Here is a 17860-nt window from a genome sequence, read left to right as displayed (position 1 = left end):
GGCCGGGCGGGGCCGGGGCAGGACCGGGGGGTGCGGGGCGGCCCGGCCGGGGGAGTTCGGGGGAGTGGGGCCCGGAGGTCAGCCCAGCAGGGCCTCGATGCGGCGGGCGACGCGGTCGAGCGGCTCCCGGCTGCGGTGGGTCCTGGCCAGCAGGAGCGCCCCCTCGACCAGGGCCAGCACGGTCACCGCGAGGTCCTCGGCGTCGGGGCGGCCGGCGAGGCGGGCGCGCAGGGTCGCCTCCCAGGCGGAGTACACCTCGGAGCAGGCCGCCTGCAGGGGGTCGCTTGAGGCGGCGGTCTCCAGGGCGACGGTGGCCACCGGGCATCCCTTGCGCCAGCCCGATTCCTCCAGCCGGTCGCCGAGGTGCCGCAGCACGCCGGCGGCGAACGCGGCGTCCGAGGGGCTGCTGCCGGCCGCCTCCTCCAGGACCTCGCCGACGGCCCGCCCGGCCCGGCGCACGGACTCGCCCACCAACTGGTCCTTGCCGCCGGGGAAGTGGAAGTAGAGCGAGCCCCGGGGGGCGCCGCTGGCGGCGATGACCTGGTTGAGGCCCGTGCCGAAGTACCCGGCGGACTCGACCGATTCCTGCGTCGCCGCAAGCAGCCGGTCCCGGGTCTCGGTGCCCTTCTGTCCCATGGCGGACACGGTAGACCGATCTGCATATTTTCTCAACGGGGTGGGCCGGGGCCGCCGCGGCCCCGGGGCGGCCGGGGAGGTTCAGCCGGCGAGGAGCAGGTGGGCGACGGTGAGGACCACGGAGGCGCCGCCGAGCGCGCTCAGCCGCACGCCCCAGCGGTAGAAGTGGCCCTGCGTCCGCCAGACGCCTTCCGGGCCCGCCCACAGCAGGCGGGCGTGCCGGGCGTCGCAGGAGGCCAGGCAGCGGGCTATGCCCATGCGGGCCAGGTGGATGGCGCGCACGTAGCGGAAGAAGGAGAGGGCTCCGGCGCCGGTGAGGACGAGGCCGGTCAGCAGGAGGAGGCGGACGGGGAACGGGAGGGCGAGGAGCCGGTCGAAGGGGAGCTGGGTGAGGGCGAGGACGATGACGGAGGTGGAGACCGTCACGTACAGCATGACGTGCCTGGCGTCCTCGCCGGCGACGTCGAGCAGCCCCTGGATGTACTGCGCCCTGCGCTCCTCCGGGCCCGTGAGGTCCGAGAGGTCGTCTGGAAATTCGATGCCCGGCACTTCGCCCCCTGCGCGGTCGCCCGTTGTGCGAAGCGTTCCCCGCGCGCCCCCCTGGTATGGGCCGGGAACGGGGCGGGGCCGACGGCGGGCGGCGCCGGGGGCGCGGGGAGGGCCGGGGGCCACGGTGGGGGCCGGGGGCCGCCGGGGGAGGGGGCCGGGGCGTTGCCGTCGGCGGAGGGGCCTGCCTAGAGTCCCCCGGGGCGAGGGCGTGCGCCGGGGTGGTGCGCGGGGCGCGTGAGAGAGGGCGCGGACGGCGGGCACGGCGAGCCGCGCGGCACGGACGACGCGGACGCCGGGCAGAACGCGGGCGGCGGGGGGAACGCGGGCGGCGGGGAGAACGCGAACGCCGGGGAGAACGCGGGCGGCGCGCGTTCGGTGGTGGCGGTGGGGCGGGCCGGGGAGTTCGGGATCGTGCGCAGCGGCACGGCTTGGGCGCTCGCCGTCTACTTCGGCCTGCAGGCCACCGCCGCCTACGTCGTCATCGGCTGGCTGCCGCAGATCTTCCGCGACGCCGGGCTCTCCGCCCAGACCGCGGGCCTGCTGTTCGCCGTCACCTCGGTGCTGGGGGTGCCGCTCTCCTTCGTGCTGGCCGCGCTGGCGGGCCGGATGCCCGACCAGAGCCGACTCGCCGTCGGCCTCGGCCTGTTCGGGCTCGCGGGCTACGCCGGCCTGTGGGCCGCGCCCGGCACGCTGCCCTGGCTGTGGGCCGTGCTGCTCGGGGTCGCCAACTGCTCCTTCCCGCTGGCCCTCACGATGATCGGGATGCGCGGCAGGGACGGCGCGACCGTGGTGGCGCTCTCGGCGTTCGCCCAGGGCGTCGGCTACCTCCTCTCCGTGCCGGGGCCGGTCCTCGTCGGCGCGCTGTACGAGCACGCCGACGGGTGGCGTCCGCCGCTCGCCCTCATGGCGGCGCTGATGGTCGCGCAGCTGGCGGCCGGTCACCTCGCGGGCCGCGACCGGCGGATTCCCTGAGGCGGGGCGGCCCGGGCGGGCCCGCGTGCCGGAGGCGGGCCAGGGGCGGGTGCGGGCCCGCGACGGCGGAGCGGGGTTCGCGTCGCGGAGGAATGCGCCGCCGGGTCAGGCGGCAGGCGGGCCGGGCTCGCGGAGGAACGCGCCCAGCGCCAGCGCCAGGACGGGCACGGCGCAGAGCGTCGTGAAGACCGCCTCGGGGCCGCTGGCCTCCGCGATCGCGCCGAAGACCGGGGAGAACAGGCCGCCGACGCTCACCGCGAGGCCGAGGGTCACGCCCGAGGCGGTGCCGGGGCGGCTGGGCAGGTAGTCCTGGCCGAGCTTGACCAGCACGGAGAACGGGATGTTCAGCGCCACGCCCGCCGCCACCGCCGCCGCCAGGGCCGGGTACGCGCCGGGGCAGGCCCGCAGCGCCACCAGCGCGGGCACGGCGAGGGCCGCGCCGATCTGGATGGTGCGGACCATGCCGATGCGGTCCGCGATCCGGCCGCCGAGCAGCGTGCCGCCGACCCCGCCGACCAGGAAGCAGGCGAGCGCGGCCCCCGCCACCCCGTGCCCGGCGTGCAGGTGGTGCAGCCAGTACAGCTCGATGAACGTGTTCACCCCGAAGAACATGACGGAGCGCACCACTTCGACCCCCGTCAGCACGAGGAAGGGACCCCAGCGGTCCCGCCCGGCGCGGGTGGCCTGCCGCCGGGCCGGGGCGGGGGTGCGCCGGTGCGCGCGCAACAACAGCAGCGCGATCAGCAGGGCGGGCGGGAGGAACAGCGCGGTCGCGCCGAGGCCGAGCGCGTCGAGGGCCGGGGTGACCAGCACGGGCGCCAGGAAGAAGCCGACGCTGCCGCCCGCGGCGAAGATGCTCATCGCGCTGGTGCTGTCGCCCGCCGCGACCCGCGCCTCCTTTCCGCCCGCGGGGTGGAACATGGCCACGCCGAAACCGGAGGCGAGCAGCAGCAGCCAGACGGCCGGGTAGCCGGGGGCCAGCCCGGAGAGCCCGGCGCCGAGCCCGGCCAGGGCCACCCCGGCCGCGGCCAGCCAGCCCAGGCCCCGCCGGTCGACGAGCAGCCCGATGAACGGCTGCGGCAGCGAACTCCCCAGCGTGGCGGCCAGGGTGAGGCCGGAGGCGGCGACGTAGCCGTAGTGGCGGTCGAGGACGAAGTAGGGAACGGTCGCCGGCACGAGGCCCTGGTAGAAGTCGTCGACGGCGTGGGCCGCGCCCCACAGCCGCATGCGCCGCCAGGGCGAGGGGCCGCCCGGGACGGCTCGCGGGACGGCCGCCGGATCGGCCCTGGCGTTGGCCTGTACGTCCGCCGGTGCGTCGCCCGGTACGTCCGCCTGCGCGTCGGCCTCTGCGTTCGCCTGCACGTCGGCCCGCGCTTCGGCCTGCGGGGGCGGCTTCGGGGTCGTCTTCGGGGTCGTCTTCGGGGTCGTCTTCGGGTCGGGGGTGGGCACGGTGCTCGCCTCCTGGTGCGGGTGAGGGGGGCCGGGAGTTCCGGCCGCTCCAGCCTCGGCGCCGCGCGGCGGGCTTGCCACCGATGGCCGGTACCGTTGTGTCGATGAACCGCCAACCTCTGGCCGAGACGAAGCTGCTGCACCTGACACACCGGGAGCGCATCGCCTGGCACGACCACGCCGAGCAGCAGCTCGTCTATCCGAGCAGCGGCCTGCTGCGGGTCTCCACCCGGCTGGGCTCCTGGGTGGTGCCGCCGCAGCGCGCGGTGTGGCTGCCGGCCGGGGTGGCGCACGCCCACCAGGCGTACGGCACGACGCAGATGCGCACCCTGGCCTTCCCGGCCTCGGTCAACCCGCACGGGTGGACGCAGCCCGTCGTGCTGAGCGTGCCCCCGCTGCTGCGCGAGGTGATCATCGAGCTGACCGGCCGCCCGGGGCCCGACCCGGAGGAGCGCGCGGACCTCAGGCGGATCGCGCTGCGCAGGCTGCGCCCGGCGCCCGCGCTGCGCTTCCACCTGCCGCATCCGGCGGACGCGCGGCTGCGCGACGTGGCGGCGCTCCTCGCCGAGCACCCGGGCGACGAACGCACCCTGGCGGAGCTCGGCCGGGTGGTCGGCGCGGCGGAGCGGACCCTCAGCCGCCTGTTCCGGCGGGAGACGAGCATGACCTTCCCGCAGTGGCGGGCGCAGCTGCGGCTGCACCACTCGCTGACGCTGCTGGCCACCGGCCGTTCCGTCACGGCCACGGCGCTCGACTGCGGCTACCGGAATCCGAGTGCCTTCATCGCGGCCTTCCGGGAGACGTTCGGCACGACTCCGGCCGCCTACCAGCGCTCGCTGACGAGCTGAGGCAGGCGGCCGGGGAGCCGCGCCGGTGCGGGCGGCGCGGCCGGTGTCGGTCGATGTCGGTCGGCGTCGGCCGGTGCGCCGGGGGTCAGGCCACGTCGGACCAGAGGGTGGTGCGGGTGCTGTTGTTGTAGCCGGCGGAGAACCAGTACGTGTGCCCCTCGGTCAGGTTGTACGTCGCGGCCATGTCCGCGTTGTACAGCGAGCAGGTGCCGTAGCCGCCCGCGACGAGCGTGTACACGGGGGCCTGCCCGGAGCTCGAACCCGGCTTGGAGTAGTAGACCGCGACGCTGACGGCGTGGCCGTCCTCCCGGCTGTCGCAGACCTCGAGTTCGTCGCCGTAGGAGGTGAACTGGCCCACCCCGATGATGACGGAGGAGTCGCTCGGCGAGGTGATGTACTCGTAGGAGTCGGCGTGCGCCGTACCCGCGTTCAGCGCGAGCGCCGCCGCGCCCGCGGTGGCGACGAAGAGGCTGCGGGCCGCCAGGGACTTCAGGGCCATCTGCGTTCCTTTGCTTTCGGGATCTCTCGGGATCTCTCGGGTTCCCTCGGTTCCTTGTACTTCCTTGCGTTTCCTGGGACTTACTGGTGTTTCCCGGCGGGCCGCCCGGCGTTCACCCTAGGAAGCCGGTGCGCGGCGGGCGAGTGCCTTCTGCCGAGGGCAGACCGAAGGCGCCGCCACCGGGGCCGCCGCCCGCGGAAGCGGGCCCGGCCTCGCGTGCCGCGCCCACGGCCACGGTCGTCCCGTCCGCGGTTCCCTCCGCGGCCACGGTGGTCCCGTCCGCGGGCGCGGTGGTGTCCCGGGGCGGTTCGGGGGCGCGGCCTGGCAGCAGGGAGACCAGGCCGAGGGCGGCCAGCGCCACGCCGAGCCACAGGGGGGCGCGCAGCCCCGCGAGGTCGATGAGCAGGCCGCCGGCCGCCGAGCCGATGACGACGCCGAGCGTGATGAAGGAGCTGTGCACGCTGTTGACCAGCGGCCCGGAGTTGCCCGCGCGCTGCACCCTGGTGACGAGCGCCGGGTTCATCGTGACGCCCACGAGGCCGATGCCCAGCATGCAGGCGACGGCCGGGGCCGGGGCCGTGGCGAAGAGGGCGAAGCCGGTGAGGAAGGCGGCGTTGAGCCCGAGGCCGGCCACCAGCACCCCCAGGGCGTGCCGGTCGGCGAGCCGCCCGGCGATCGCGTTGCCCAGGACGGTGGCGGCCCCGTAGGCGATGAGCAGCAGCGGCACGGTGCCGTCGGAGAAGCCGCTCAGCTCGGTGAGGATCGGGCCCAGGTAGCTGAACGCGGAGAAGGTGGCGCCGATCACGAAGGTGCTGGTGGACAGGGTCCACCACAGCCGGGGGCGGCGGAAGACGCCGAGTTCGCGGCGGGCGGAGAAGGCGCCCGCCGGGGGCGGGTCCGGCACCCGGGCGGCGGTGCAGGCGGCGGCGAGCACGGTCAGCACGGCGATGGCGGCGAAGGCCGCCCGCCAGCCGAGGCGCTGGCCGACGAGGGTGGCGAGCGGCATGCCGAGCAGGGTGCCGAGCATCAGCCCGTTGAGGGTGACCGAGACGGCCCTGCCGCGGCGTTCTGGGTGGGCGAGCTGCACGGACATCGAGATGGCCACGCCGAAGAACGCCTGGGAGGCCACGCCGGTCACCAGCCGGGCGGCCAGCATCACGCCGTAGGAGGAGGCGCAGGCCGCCAGCAGGTTCCCCAGCAGGAAGAGGGCGAAGAGCCACAGCAGCGCCCGCTTCTGCCGCAGCCGCAGCAGCCCGAAGCTGAGGAGGGGGCCGCCCAGGGCCATGGCGATGGCGTAGGCGGTGATGAGGTAGCCGACCTCGGAGACCGAGACGCCGAGCCCCTCGGCGAGTTCCGGCATGAGGCCGGCGACGGCGAACTCGCTGCTGACCATGGCACATATGCCGAAGGCCAAGAGGTAGGCCGCGGGCGGGACGCCGGGGGCGCGATCGGGTGGTGTCATGGGAGTTCCTTCGGGCGGGCGGTGGGTGGGCAGGTTTTGGATGGATCGGTACAGAATCGGGGCAGTCGGCAACGCCCGGCCGGGCCGCCGTCAGGGGGCCGGCGCGGGGGTGGTTTTGGTGGGTCCCGGACCGGTGCCGCGGGCCGGGGCGTCAGCGGGCCGGGGCGTCAGCGGGTCAGGGCATCAGCGGGTCAGGGCGTCCAGGGCGATCTCGGTGATCGCCTCCAGGGCCGCGCGGCCCGCGCCGCCCTGGGCGGAGATCCGCAGCCCGGCGATGAGCGCGTTGAGGTAGCGGGCCAGGTCGTCGGGGTCGCGCGGGGAGGTGAAGGCGCCCTCCCGGCGCCCGGCCGCCACGACCTCCCGCAGCAGGGACAGCCGCCGGGCCGTGTCGCGCTCCAGCATCCGGGCTATGCCCGGGTCGTGCGCGGCGAGTTCCACGGTGGTGTTGACGGTGAGGCAGCCGAGGCTGTGGCCGCCCTGCCGCGTCGTCATCTCGTCCGCCACGATCACCGCGAACAGCTCGCGGAGCCGTTCGGCGGCGGGCCGCCCGGTGTCCTCCAGGATGGCCGCCTGGCGCGCCGTCATCGTCTCCATGTAGCGGGCGAGCGCGCGCGAGAAGAGGTCGTACTTGCTGGCGAAGGTGTTGTAGATGCTGCTGCGGCCCAGGCCGGTGGCGTCACACAGGTTCTGGGTCGAGGTGCCCTCGTAGCCGTTCGCCCAGAAGACGCGCATCGCCGCGTCCAGGGCCCGGTCCTCGTCGAACGTCCGTGGTCGGGCCATGGGGCCACGGTACGTGTTTTGGAACGCCTGGTGCAATACCCTGGCGCGGCCGCCGTATTCGCCGCCGGCGGCGAGCCGGGGGTGAACCAGGGGCGAACCGGGCACGGTCCGGGGGTGAACTGGGGATGACGTGGCCGAAGTCGCCTGTCTGCGTGAGGACTTCGGCCAAAGGACGGGATGGCCGCCGGCTCTTTTCGGTGCTTGTGTGGATACCAGGCGTGCCGGCCCGCGCCGGCGGCGCCGGGTCCCGCACGGCAAGTGACGACGGAAGGGACGTTCCGTGAGGCACGGTTATGCGCACCGGCTCGCCGCGGCGGCGGCCGGCCTGGTCCTGGTCGCCGCCGGCGCGGTGACCTGCGTGGTGGCGGAGGGCGAGACGGCCTGGGCGAAGGACGGGACGCTGGCGCTGACCCCGCCGATGGGGTTCAACGACTGGAACGCGTTCGGCTGCGACGTGAGCGACGGGCTGATCCGGGGGATCGCGGACGCCCTCGTGGCCACCGGGCTGCGGGAGGCGGGGTACGAGTACGTCAACATCGACGACTGCTGGTCCCTGCACGAACGCGACGCGCAGGGCCGGCTGGTGGCCGACCCGGAGAAGTTCCCCGAGGGCATCGAGGGCACCGCGGACTACGTCCACGGCCTCGGCCTCAAGCTGGGCCTGTACGCCGACGCCGGCACCCTGACCTGCGCCGACTACCCCGGCAGCCTGGGCTACGAGGAGATCGACGCGCGGACCTTCGCCGAGTGGGGCGTCGACTACCTGAAGTACGACAACTGCGACAACCAGGGCGACGGCAGCCAGGAGGACGCCCGCGCCCGGTACCAGGCGATGGAGGACGCGCTGGACGCCACCGGGCGGCCCATCGTCTACTCGATCTGCGAGTGGGGCAGGACCCGCCCCTGGGAGTGGGCCGGCGACGTCGGCCACCTGTGGCGTTCGACCACCGACATCAAGGACACCTGGGGCGCGGTCGAGTCGATCATCGCGCAGAACGTGCACTACGCCGCCGCCGCGGGACCCGGGCACTGGAACGACCCGGACATGCTGGAGGTCGGCAACGGCGGGATGACCGGCACCGAGTACCGGACGCACTTCAGCATGTGGGCGGTGATGGCCGCGCCGCTGCTCATCGGCACCGACCTGCGCACCGCCTCCCGGGAGACCCTCGACATCCTCGGCAACCGGGACGTGATCGCCGTGGACCAGGACCCCCTCGGCATCCAGGGCGAGGTGGTCTCCAACGTCGGCGGGCTGCGGGTGCTGGACAAGCCGCTGGCCGACGGCAGCCACGCCGTCGCCCTCTACAACTCCACCGACGAGGAGGCCACCTTCGGCACCACCGCGGCGGAACTCGGCCTGCCGGGCGCCCCCGCCTACCTGCTGAAGGACCTGTGGACCAAGCACCGGCGCGTGACGGACTCCGACCTCACCGCCACCGTCCCGGCCCACGGCACCACCCTCTACCGCGTCTGGCCCCTCGGCCACTGAGCCGGCCGCGGGCGGGCAACGGGCACCCGCCCGCGGCCCGCCCCACCGTCCGGCCCGATCCGGCCGCCCGGCCCCCGCCCGGCCCCGGCGCGCGGCGGCGCCCGGGCGCCGGGGTGGGAGCGGGGGCGCGCGGGCGCGGGCACCATGCCCGCATGGTGGTTCTCCGCATTGATGAGGTGCCTCAGGCGGCTCGCGACGCCGTCGCGGCCGGGGCCAGGGCGAATGGCCGGTCCCTGCGAAACGTGCTGCTGTCACCGGGCCTGCGGGAGGCGTCGTTCGCGAGAAATCTCGATCTCCTGCGGGAGATCGAGGGCTGGCCGGGAGAGGCCACGGCCACGGTGGGCGACGTGCTTGCGGAGCGGGACGCCGCCCGCCGGGACCGGGCGGGAGGCGCGGATGAGGGCGGCGCCCCGGCGGCGGGGTGCCTGATCCGCGACGCCGGCGGGCGGACGGACGTGGGCCGGGGCGGGGAATAGGCGCGGGGCCGGGCGGGTTGGGGTTGCGCATGACCATGGGAGTAGTCCTCTCCGGCGATGGCGCGGAGAACTTCGTGGACGGCGCGGTCCGGCAGGCCCGGCAGGCCGCCGAGGCCGGGATCGCGGCGGGCTGGCTCGCGCAGCGGTCCGACTACGACGCGTTGGCGCTCGCCGGCCTGCTGGGGCGCGAGGTGCCCGGGCTCCAGGTGGGCACCTCGGCCGTGCCCGTCTTCGGCCGGCACCCTGTGCTCGTGGCCGGGCAGGCCCTGACGGCCCAGGCCGCCACCGGCAACCGGCTGCACCTCGGGCTCGCGCTGGGCGCCAAGCTGCTCGTCGAGGGGACCTTCGGGCTCGCCTACGAGCGGCCGGTGGCGGTGCTGCGCGAGTTCCTGACCGCGCTGCGCGCGCTGCTGACCACCGGGACCGCCGACTTCCACGGTGAGTTCCTGACCGCGGCGCCGAGCATGCCGGTGGCCCTGCCCGGCGCCGAGCCGCCGCCGCTGCTGGTGGCCGCGATGGGCCCGCAGGCGCTGCGGGCCACCGGCGAACTGGCCGACGGCACCCTGCCGTTCCTGGCCGGGCCGCGGACCCTGGCCGGGCACATCGTGCCCGCCCTCACCAGGGCGGCCGAGGCCGCGGGCCGGCCGGCGCCGCGGGTGGTGGCCCTGGTCCCCGCCGTGGTGACCGAGGACGTGGCGGCCGTGCGTGAGACGGCGTACGAGCAACTGGCGTTCTACGAGGGGATTCCCTCCTACCGCCGGGTCCTGGACCTGGAGGGCGCCGAGCGGGCCGGGGAACTGGCGCTCGTGGGCGACGAGGAGACCGTCGCGGCCGGAATCCGCCGCTACCTGGACGCCGGCGCCACCGAGGTGGTCCTCAGCCAGACCGGGCTCGGCGGGGAGGCCGCCCGCCTGCGCACCTGGCGCCTGCTCGGGGAACTCGCCCGCGAGCGCGCGGGCCGAAACGGCACGGGCCAGGGCGGCACGGGCCGGGACGGCGCCGCGACGGCCGGCTGATCCGCCTGCCCCCGCGCGCGCGGGCGCGGGGGCCCGGCCCGTACCCTCGGGCGCGGGCCCGGCGCCCCCCGATGCCCCAACGCCCCCCGCGGCGGGCGGCGTTCAGGACTCGCCGGGTGTTGCGGGGGCCTGGGCCGCGACCTGGCGCAGGGTGCGGCCGGTGCGGACCGAGCGGGCGCGGGTGGGGTCGGGGGTGCCGTTGCCGTGCGTCGCGTGCCGGTCGTCGCGCTTGGTCAGCAGCCACGCCTCGCGTTCCGCGCCCTCGCGGAACCTGGTCAGGGCCCAGCCGCCGTGCAGCTTGTGGCCGCCCAGGGTGAACGACAGGTGCCCGCGGCGCAGCGCCTCGGCGGCGGAGGTGCCGCGGTCCTGGTGCCAGGTCCCCTCGTCCCAGATGATCACCGGGCCCGCCCCGTACTCGCCGGGGGCGATGACGCCCTCGAAGTCGCGGTACTCGTAGGGGTGGTCCTCGGTGGGCATGGCCAGGCGCCGGTCCTGCGGATTGCCCGAGGGGCCCTTGGGGATCGCCCAGGACTTCAGCACCCCGTCGGCCTCCAGCCTGAAGTCGAAGTGGAGGCGGGTCGCGTCGTGGATCTGCACCACGAACACCGGCTCCCCGCCCTCGCGGCCCGGGCCGGGCCCGGGCTCGGCGGTCCGCTCGAAGTCCCGTCTGCGCCGGTATTCCGCCAGCGCGTCCTCGTGCGCGCTCATGCCCTCCACCCTCGCAGACCCCGCCGGGCCGCGCACGCTCACTCCACCGGGCCCCCGCTGTCCTCGGGGGTGCCGTGCGCCAGGCCGGCGAGCGTGTCCAGAGCCCTGGCCAGGGTGTCCTTGGGCGGGGAGCCGAGGGCGAGCCGCACCGCGGCGGGCGCGTGGGCCGGGCCGACGGCGAAGGCGGCGGCCGGGGTGAGCGCGATGCCGTGGCGGGCCGCGGCGGCGACGAAGGTGTCGGCCCGCCACGGCGCGGGCAGCTCCCACCAGCAGTGGTACGCGGCCGGGTCGGCGCGGATGCGGAAGCCCGCGAGGCGTTCGGCCCTGATCCGCTGGCGTTCCGCGGCGTCCGCCCGCTTGGCCTCGCCGAGCGCGGCGGCGGTGCCGTCGCCCAGCCATTCCCCGGCCGCCCGGAGCGCGAATCGGGCCGCGGCCCAGCCGCCGGTGCGCAGCGCCGCCGCGATCGCGGAGCGCCGCGGCTCGTCGGGGGCGAGGACGAAACCCAGGGTCAGGCCGGGGGCGACCCGCTTGGAGAGGCTGTCCACCAGCACCGTGCGCTCGGGCGCGAGCGCCGCGAGCGGCGGCAGGTCGGGGCGCAGGAACCCGTAGATCGCGTCCTCGACCGCGTACAGGCCGTGGCGGCGCAGCGCCTCGGCCAGCTCGGCGCGCCGCCCGGGCGGCATGGTGGTGCCCAGCGGGTTGTGCAGGGCGGGCTGGCAGTAGACCGCGCGCAGCGGCAGGGCCCCGGCGACCGCCTCGGGCACCAGCCCCTCCTCGTCCACCGCCAGCGGCACCGGCGTGATGCCGAGCCGGGCCGCGATGCCCTTGATCACCGGGTAGGTGAACCGCTCCACGCCGAGCCGTTCCCCGGCCGGCACCAGGGCGGCGAGGGCCGCGGCGATGGCCTGCCTGCCCCCCGCCGCGAACAGCAGCCGCCCGGGCTCGGGCGACCAGCCGCCGCGGGCCAGCAGCCCCGCGGCGGCGGCCCGCAGCCCCGCCTCGCCCGCGACGGCGGCGGGGCGCAGCGCCGCGTCGAGCACGTCGGCCCGCAGCAGGCGCTGGAGGCCGGCCGCCAGGGTCTGCGCCTGCCCTGGCAGCACGGGGAAGTTCAGCTCCAGGTCCACCCGCGCCCCGCCCGGCTCGGCGAGGGCGGGCTCGGGCGCCGGGGCGGTGGCGCGCACGAAGGTGCCCCGGCCGACCTCCCCGACGGCCAGGCCCCGGCGGATCAGCTCGGCGTAGACCCGGGAGGCGGTCGAGGGGGCGATGCCCTCCCGCCGCGCGAACCGGCGCTGCGGCGGGAGGCGTTCGCCCGGGCGGAGGGTGCCGTCCGCGATCTCGGCCGCGAGGCGGTCGGCCAGGCGCCTGAAGTCGTCGTTCACCGAGATCTCCCCGGGGTTGCCCACATTGCTCCGAGTGCATTGTGAGGTATTGCTCCGATGTGCCTCGACATGGTTCTCTTCCTTGCATCGAGTGTCAAGCGCGGGCCCCGGGGCCCGCGGTACGCCGCCCGCTCCTGCCCCCTTTCGCTCCCCCGGCCCTCGCGGCCCGCGGGGTGGCGGCCCGGCGGGGGTGGCGGCGCGGAGAGGAGCCGTCATGGCGCAGGTCAGGATCGCCACGAACGACGGAACGGGCGGGACCGGCGGGACCGGTGCGGTGGATGCGGCGGATGCGACGAGTGCGTCGGGTGCGACCGGCGGGGTCGGCGGGGTCGGCGGGGTCGGCGGAACGTGGGAACTCACCGTCGGCTACGACGACGAGGGCGGCCGGGACGGGGCCGTGGGGGACCCGCTGGTGCTGGTGCACGGCCACCCCTTCGACCGCTCGATGTGGCGGCCGCAGCTCCGGTGGTTCAGCCGCTACGGGCGGCGCGTCATCGCCCCCGACCTGCGCGGCTACGGCGAGACCACCGTCGTGCCCGGCACCACGACGCTCGACGTCTTCGCCCGCGACCTCGCCGCCCTGCTCGACCACCTGGGCGTGCGGCGCTGCGTCCTGGGCGGCCTGTCCATGGGCGGCCAGATCGTCATGGAGTTCCTGCGGCTCTTCCCCGAGCGGGTCGGCGGCCTGCTGCTGGCCGACACCCTCTGCGCCCCCGAGACCCCGGGCGGCCGGGCCGCCAGGTACGCGATGGCCGAGCGGCTGCTCGCCGAGGGCATGGCCGGGTACGCGGCCGAGGCGCTGCCCAGGATGATGGCCGCCTACAACGTCGAGGCCCTGCCCTCGGTGGCCCGGCACGTCCTCGGCATGATGCGCGGCACCCCGCCCGAGGGGGCCGCCGCCGCCCTGCGCGGCCGGGCGGTGCGCCCGGACTACGCCCCGGTGCTGCGGCGGGTGGCCGTGCCCACCCTCGTGGTGGTCGGCCAGGACGACGAGTACACGCCGGTCGCCGACGCCAGGCGGCTGCACGAGCTGATCCCCGGCTCGGTCCTCACCGTCGTGCCCGGGGCGGGCCACCTGCCGAACCTGGAGCGCAGCACCGAGTTCAACGCCGCCCTGCGCGCCTTCCTCGACGGCCTCGACCGGCCCGCCACCCGCCCCGCCACACCAGGCAACGCCGGGCGGGCCGGGTGATCAGCCGGGGCGGCCCGTCCATTCACGGAGCACATCGGCGATCTTATGGAGATCGTCTTCGTCTCCGGCGGCCACCGTCAGGACGAGCTGCCAGATGACAGTGGCACCATCCGGTAGCGTTTCGCGTGCAGCGGCCAGGTTTACGCCTTCGCCGCCGCCACCGGGCAGGAGAGCCCCGGCCCGCCCGGGCCGCGACGCGGTGACCCGTATCCCGCCGGCCGCTTGCCCGTCCGCCGGTCGCCCGCCCGGCGGCGCCGCGCGAGGATGAGAGCGTGGCCGAGCCCGGCGAACCCACGACCGCGGGCGCCGGCGGCCTGAGCACCGGGTCGCCCGGCGGGCGGCGCGTGCTGGCCTGCGCAGTCCTCGGCTCCGGCATGGCCCAGCTGGACGCCACCATCGTCACGGTGGCCCTCCCCAGGATCGGCGCCGACTTCGACGTGCCGCTCTCCGACCTCCAGTGGACCCTCAACGCCTACATGCTCACCCTCTCCGGCCTGCTCCTGCTCGGCGGCGGCCTCGGCGACCGCTTCGGCAGGCGCCGGATCTTCGTGCTCGGCGTCCTGTGGTTCACCGCGGCCTCGGTGCTGTGCGGGCTCGCCCCCGCCAGCCCGGTGCTGATCGGCGCCCGGGCCCTCCAGGGGGTTGGCGGGGCGCTGCTGACGCCCGGCTCGCTCGCCCTCATCCAGTCCTCCTTCCGCCGCTCGGAACGCGCCAAGGCGGTCGGCCTGTGGTCCGGGCTCGGCGGGGTGGCCGCCGCCCTGGGCCCGTTCCTCGGCGGCTGGCTGGTGGACGGCGTGGGCTGGCGCTGGATCTTCTACCTCAACATCCCCTTCGCCGCGGTGATTCTGCTGCTGGCCCGCGGGGTGCCCGAGAGCCGGGACTGGGGGACCTCCGGCCGCTTCGACGTGGTGGGCGCCGCGCTCGCCGCCCTGGCGCTCGGCGGCATCGCGTACGCCCTCATCGAACGCAGCGCGCCCTGGGCCGGGGGCGGGGCGGTGGCCGGGGCGGTGTTCGTGTGGTGGGAACACCGCACGCCGCGGCCGATGCTGCCGCTCGGCGTCTTCCGCTCCCGCCGCTTCAGCGCCGCCAACCTGGTCACCCTGTGCCTGTACGCGGCGCTGGGCGGGGTGTTCTTCCTGCTGCCCACGCAACTGCAGAACGGCCTGGGCTACGACGCCTTCCGCGCGGGCGTGGCCGCCCTGCCGATCACCCTGCTGCTGACCGCCCTGTCCGGCCCGGCCGGCTCCCTCGCCCAGCGGATCGGGCCGCGGCTGCCGATGACGGCCGGGCCCCTGGTCGCCGCGGGCGGCCTCGCCCTGCTGCACCGGGTGCACCCGGGCGGCTCCTACTGGCCGGACGTGTTCCCCGGGGTGGCGGTGACCGGGCTCGGCGTCAGCCTCTTCGTCGCCCCGCTGACCGCGACCGTGCTCGCCTCCCTCGACGTGCGGCGCGCCGGGATCGCCAGCGGCGTCAACAACGCCGCCGCCCGCGTCGCCCAACTGCTCGCCGTCGCCGCCCTCCCCCTCATCGCGGGCCTGTCGGCCGCCCAGTACCGCCACGCCGCGGCGGTCGACGCGGCCTTCGGCAAGGCGGTGCTGGTGTGCGCGGGGCTGATGGTGGCGGGCGCGGTGGGCTCCTGGTTCGCCGTCCCCCCACGGCTCGCCCCCGGAGAGGAACGCGCCCCCGAGCCGCAGTGCAAGCGCCACTGCGCGGTGTCGGCCCCACCCCTGGAACCGGGAGACCGCGGCGACGAACCCCCGCCGCGCAAGCAGTGAACCCCCGGCGGCCCCGGCCCACAACCCGCCCCGCCACGGGCCCATGGGGGGTTCGGCTGGCGGGGCGCGGCTGCCGTCGGGCCGTTTCAGCCCAGGTCGCTCTTGAGCGAGGTGACGAACGCGCTCCATGCGCCGGCGCCCACGGCGAGCTGCGGCCCGCCGGGGACCTTGCTGTCCCGCACGGGCACCACCCCGGGCACGCCGTCCCGCACCTCAACGCAGTTCCCACCGTTGCCGCTGTATGTGCTCCTGCGCCACTCGGCCGAGGTCATGTCGGTCATCGGAACTCCCTGTGGATGGTGGGGGTAAGTCGGGGAAGTCCCCGGGGCCACGCGTCAACACCCGTCGCCCTGTGGAGTTTTCCCCGGTCGCGGACTCAGCCCACATCGTCATGCGGCCAGCCACCCCAGTCGACAGATCCGGAACCCGACCGCGCCCCGCCATCGGGCACGTGGAGGTGTCCGGCGGCGGGGCGCGGCTGCCGTCGGGCCGTTTCAGCCCAGGTCGCTCTTGAGGGAGGTGACGAACGCTCCCCACGCGCCGGCGCCCACGGCGAGCTGCGGCCCGCCGGGGACCTTCGAGTCCCGCACGGGCACCACCCCGGGCACGCCGTCCCGCACCTCAACGCACTTCCCGTCACTGCTGCTGTATGTGCTCCTGCGCCACTCGGCGGAGGTCTTGTCGGTCATCGGAACTCCCTGTGGTGGTGGAGGTCAGTCGGGGAACTCACCGGGCCAACGCGTCAACACCCGTCGCTCCCGCGCCCCGTCACGAGCCTCTGGAACTGCCCGGTGGCGGGGCGCGGTTGTCGTCAGTCCAGGTCGCTCTTGAGGGAGGCGACGAACGCGCTCCACGCGCCGGCGTTCACGGCGAGCTGCGGCCCGCCGGGGACCTTGCTGTCCCGTACCGGCACCACCCCGGGCACGCCGTCAGCCACCTCGACGCAATTGGCCCGCCCGTTGCTGTAGCTGCTCTTGCGCCAGGCCATGGGCCTACTGTTGCTCTTCATAGCTCACTCCGGCCTGCCAGAGCAGGCCCCTGCCGACCTGCTCGTTGGATGCAGAATCAGAATTGCGTGCGAATTCTTCGCTGGGGCGGGCCGGTTCAGTTGGGCTCGCCGAAGTTGAAATCCCCCGCAAGCGTGTCGATCTATCCCGGAATCGCATTTATGGCTGGCACTGTTCCCTGGCTTGCTGTCCGGCGGCTCCGGCACGCGAGTGCGCCCCGCCACCGGCACTTCGGGGTGCTTCGGTGGCGGGGCAGGGTTGCGGTTGCGGTCAGACTGTTTTCAGTCCAGGTCGCTCTTGAGGGAGGCGACGAACGCTCCCCACGCGCCGGCGCCCACGGCGAGCTGCGGCCCGCCGGGGACCTTCGAGTCCCGCACCGGCACCACCCCAGGCACGCCGTCCCGCACCTCGACGCAGCTGTACTGCGCGTTGCTGTAGCTGCTCTTGCGCCAGGCCATGGGCCTACTGTTGCTCTTCATAGCTCCCTGCCAAGTCCGAAATGAGCTGCTGCGTCGCTTGCTCATCGAGTGCCTTTTTCCAGATGTCGTCGAAAACCTTGTCGTACCGCTCGACCTCACTGGGCCTGTCCAGATACAGGTCTCCCGTGTAACCGTCAGCGTGGACGGTGGGTGGTTCTGTTTCTGCGCCGCTCCCCGCGGTGGGAAACCTCATGACGATGAACTGGCCGGTCTGCAATCCCAGATGTGCCCCGGCCGAGAACGGAAGTACCCGCAGGTTGACGTTGGGCAGTTGGGCCATCTCTACCAGGTGGGTGAGCTGCTTACCCATCAGCTTGAATCCACCGATCGGTCGGCGCAACACCGCCTCGCCCAGCACGCCACGTACCGATGCTGCTGCTTTGGGCCTGGTGATGAGGCGTTGCCGCTCGCGGCGCATGACTACGCGTCGCTCCACCTCGTCTGGGTCGTCGAAGCCCCCGCCGATGATGATCCGTGCGTAGTCCTCGGTCTGGAGCAACCCCGGCACCAGTTCGGGTTCGTACCAGTCGAGCCGTGCGGCGGCGGCCTCCAAGCCGATGTACACGTCGAAGTGCTCGGGGATGACGTCACCGAAGGCGTGCCACCAGCCCCTGGCTTTCGTCTCCTTGGCCAGGCCGAGCAGGGCCTCGGTCAGGTCGGGAGCTGCTCCGTAGGTCTCGCACATGGCGCGGACGTCATGTGTGCGGACGCTCGTCAGCCCCGATTCGATCCGCCACATCTTCGCGTCTGACCACTCCATCTCCCGCGAAGCGGCCTTGAGGGTGAGTCTTGCCCGCATGCGCAGCTCGCGTAGGTGGCGTCCGAGCTGTCTCCGCGGAACGGTCGAGCCGGGCGACGCGTCCATGCTGCCCTCCTTCTCTGTCATTGTGAAATTGGCGAGTTCGGCAAAATGAAATGAATGCGGGGGCCTCTCTGCAAGGTTTTGTCAATTAGCCTCCCAGTAGACGGAAATACGCATCTGAGGCTTGCAGATGTGCCCTCAGCAGAGGCAGTCTAAAGGTTGTCTCGTAACTGTTGTGGCTGGTGCGCGTTGGGCTGATCGTGCAGGTGCTGAGTGCGGAACGTCGTGACGTGATCGAGGTGTTCACCGGTCTGGCGCCGGGCCGCTTCCGGCGGCTGG

The 17860-nt window shown here is 74.8% G+C and carries 18 protein-coding genes and 2 pseudogenes; 7 read left to right on the top strand and 13 right to left on the bottom strand.

Annotation, left to right across the window (positions count from 1 at the left end; genetic code table 11):
* Positions 1–78 precede the first annotated feature (78 nt).
* Positions 79–636, bottom strand: a complete 558-nt coding sequence (locus D7294_RS30695; protein WP_120685100.1) for a TetR/AcrR family transcriptional regulator — start codon at positions 634–636, stop codon at positions 79–81.
* 81 nt (positions 637–717) lie between these two features.
* Positions 718–1185 (bottom strand): hypothetical protein, encoded by a 468-nt coding sequence (locus tag D7294_RS30690; protein WP_120685099.1) that lies wholly within the window; start codon positions 1183–1185, stop codon positions 718–720.
* A 408-nt stretch (positions 1186–1593) separates the two neighbouring features.
* On the opposite strand from D7294_RS30690, the pseudogene D7294_RS30685 reads away from it, so the two are divergent.
* Positions 1594–2157: pseudogene (locus D7294_RS30685) on the top strand (MFS transporter); the annotation flags it as partial.
* 105 nt (positions 2158–2262) lie between these two features.
* On the opposite strand, the gene D7294_RS30680 reads toward D7294_RS30685, so the two are convergent.
* Positions 2263–3384: an MFS transporter gene (locus D7294_RS30680; protein ID WP_120685115.1), complete on the bottom strand. Its 1122-nt coding sequence runs from the start codon at positions 3382–3384 to the stop codon at positions 2263–2265.
* A 326-nt stretch (positions 3385–3710) separates the two neighbouring features.
* On the opposite strand from D7294_RS30680, the gene D7294_RS30675 reads away from it, so the two are divergent.
* On the top strand, positions 3711–4454 hold the full coding sequence (locus tag D7294_RS30675) for an AraC family transcriptional regulator (RefSeq protein WP_120685098.1): 744 nt from the start codon (positions 3711–3713) through the stop codon (positions 4452–4454).
* Between the two features lie 85 nt (positions 4455–4539).
* On the opposite strand, the gene D7294_RS30670 is transcribed toward D7294_RS30675, so the two are convergent.
* From D7294_RS30670 to D7294_RS30660, 3 genes are all read right to left on the bottom strand, one after another.
* Positions 4540–4953: a hypothetical protein gene (locus D7294_RS30670; RefSeq protein WP_120685097.1), complete on the bottom strand. Its 414-nt coding sequence runs from the start codon at positions 4951–4953 to the stop codon at positions 4540–4542.
* A 112-nt stretch (positions 4954–5065) separates the two neighbouring features.
* Positions 5066–6415 carry an MFS transporter gene (locus tag D7294_RS30665; protein WP_120685096.1) on the bottom strand — a complete coding sequence of 450 codons (1350 nt, stop codon included), beginning with the start codon at positions 6413–6415 and terminating at the stop codon, positions 5066–5068.
* Positions 6416–6598: 183 nt separating this feature from the next.
* Complete coding sequence (locus tag D7294_RS30660; RefSeq protein ID WP_120685095.1) at positions 6599–7195, bottom strand: TetR/AcrR family transcriptional regulator; 597 nt, start codon at positions 7193–7195, stop codon at positions 6599–6601.
* A 349-nt stretch (positions 7196–7544) separates the two neighbouring features.
* Here D7294_RS30660 and D7294_RS30655 point away from each other — a divergent pair.
* The 3 genes and pseudogenes from D7294_RS30655 to D7294_RS30645 all read left to right on the top strand — a co-directional run.
* Positions 7545–8669 (top strand): annotated as a pseudogene (locus tag D7294_RS30655) (glycoside hydrolase family 27 protein); the annotation flags it as partial.
* Positions 8670–8929: 260 nt separating this feature from the next.
* Positions 8930–9163 carry a hypothetical protein gene (locus D7294_RS30650; protein WP_147450961.1) on the top strand — a complete coding sequence of 78 codons (234 nt, stop codon included), beginning with the start codon at positions 8930–8932 and terminating at the stop codon, positions 9161–9163.
* A 29-nt stretch (positions 9164–9192) separates the two neighbouring features.
* On the top strand, positions 9193–10179 hold the full coding sequence (locus D7294_RS30645; RefSeq protein ID WP_120685093.1) for a TIGR03564 family F420-dependent LLM class oxidoreductase: 987 nt from the start codon (positions 9193–9195) through the stop codon (positions 10177–10179).
* 102 nt (positions 10180–10281) lie between these two features.
* Here D7294_RS30645 and D7294_RS30640 read toward each other — a convergent pair whose 3' ends face one another.
* Together D7294_RS30640 and D7294_RS30635 are read right to left on the bottom strand one after the other, a co-directional pair.
* A complete protein-coding gene (locus D7294_RS30640; protein WP_120685092.1) occupies positions 10282–10887 on the bottom strand; it encodes a DNA polymerase ligase N-terminal domain-containing protein in 606 nt (201 codons plus the stop codon).
* A 38-nt stretch (positions 10888–10925) separates the two neighbouring features.
* A complete protein-coding gene (locus D7294_RS30635) occupies positions 10926–12266 on the bottom strand; it encodes an aminotransferase-like domain-containing protein (RefSeq protein ID WP_241562738.1) in 1341 nt (446 codons plus the stop codon).
* 214 nt (positions 12267–12480) lie between these two features.
* Here D7294_RS30635 and D7294_RS30630 point away from each other — a divergent pair, with 214 nt between their 5' ends.
* Entirely contained in the window at positions 12481–13458 is a 978-nt protein-coding gene (locus D7294_RS30630; RefSeq protein WP_120685090.1) for an alpha/beta fold hydrolase, read from the top strand.
* Positions 13459–13832: 374 nt separating this feature from the next.
* Positions 13833–15233, top strand: coding sequence for an MFS transporter (locus tag D7294_RS30625; RefSeq protein WP_120685113.1), 1401 nt, complete (start codon positions 13833–13835; stop codon positions 15231–15233).
* Between the two features lie 86 nt (positions 15234–15319).
* On the opposite strand, the gene D7294_RS30620 is transcribed toward D7294_RS30625, so the two are convergent.
* The 5 genes from D7294_RS30620 to D7294_RS30600 all read right to left on the bottom strand — a co-directional run bounded on the left by D7294_RS30620 (position 15320) and on the right by D7294_RS30600 (position 17584).
* On the bottom strand, positions 15320–15514 hold the full coding sequence (locus tag D7294_RS30620; RefSeq protein ID WP_120685089.1) for a DUF397 domain-containing protein: 195 nt from the start codon (positions 15512–15514) through the stop codon (positions 15320–15322).
* A 213-nt stretch (positions 15515–15727) separates the two neighbouring features.
* Complete coding sequence (locus tag D7294_RS30615) at positions 15728–15922, bottom strand: DUF397 domain-containing protein (RefSeq protein WP_120685088.1); 195 nt, start codon at positions 15920–15922, stop codon at positions 15728–15730.
* Between the two features lie 122 nt (positions 15923–16044).
* Positions 16045–16242, bottom strand: a complete 198-nt coding sequence (locus D7294_RS30610; protein WP_120685087.1) for a DUF397 domain-containing protein — start codon at positions 16240–16242, stop codon at positions 16045–16047.
* A gap of 279 nt (positions 16243–16521) precedes the next feature.
* The gene (locus D7294_RS30605; protein ID WP_241562736.1) at positions 16522–16698 is read right to left on the bottom strand and encodes a DUF397 domain-containing protein; all 177 of its coding nucleotides are present in this window, start codon (positions 16696–16698) and stop codon (positions 16522–16524) included.
* 4 nt (positions 16699–16702) lie between these two features.
* Positions 16703–17584, bottom strand: coding sequence for a helix-turn-helix domain-containing protein (locus D7294_RS30600; protein ID WP_120685085.1), 882 nt, complete (start codon positions 17582–17584; stop codon positions 16703–16705).
* Positions 17585–17860 lie beyond the last annotated feature (276 nt).

The sequence above is a fragment of the Streptomyces hoynatensis genome (assembly GCF_003626535.1).
GTDB lineage: Bacteria > Actinomycetota > Actinomycetes > Streptomycetales > Streptomycetaceae > Streptomyces > Streptomyces hoynatensis.
Note: the sequence above shows the minus strand (reverse complement) of the source record. Positions and strands in the feature narration are given on the sequence as shown.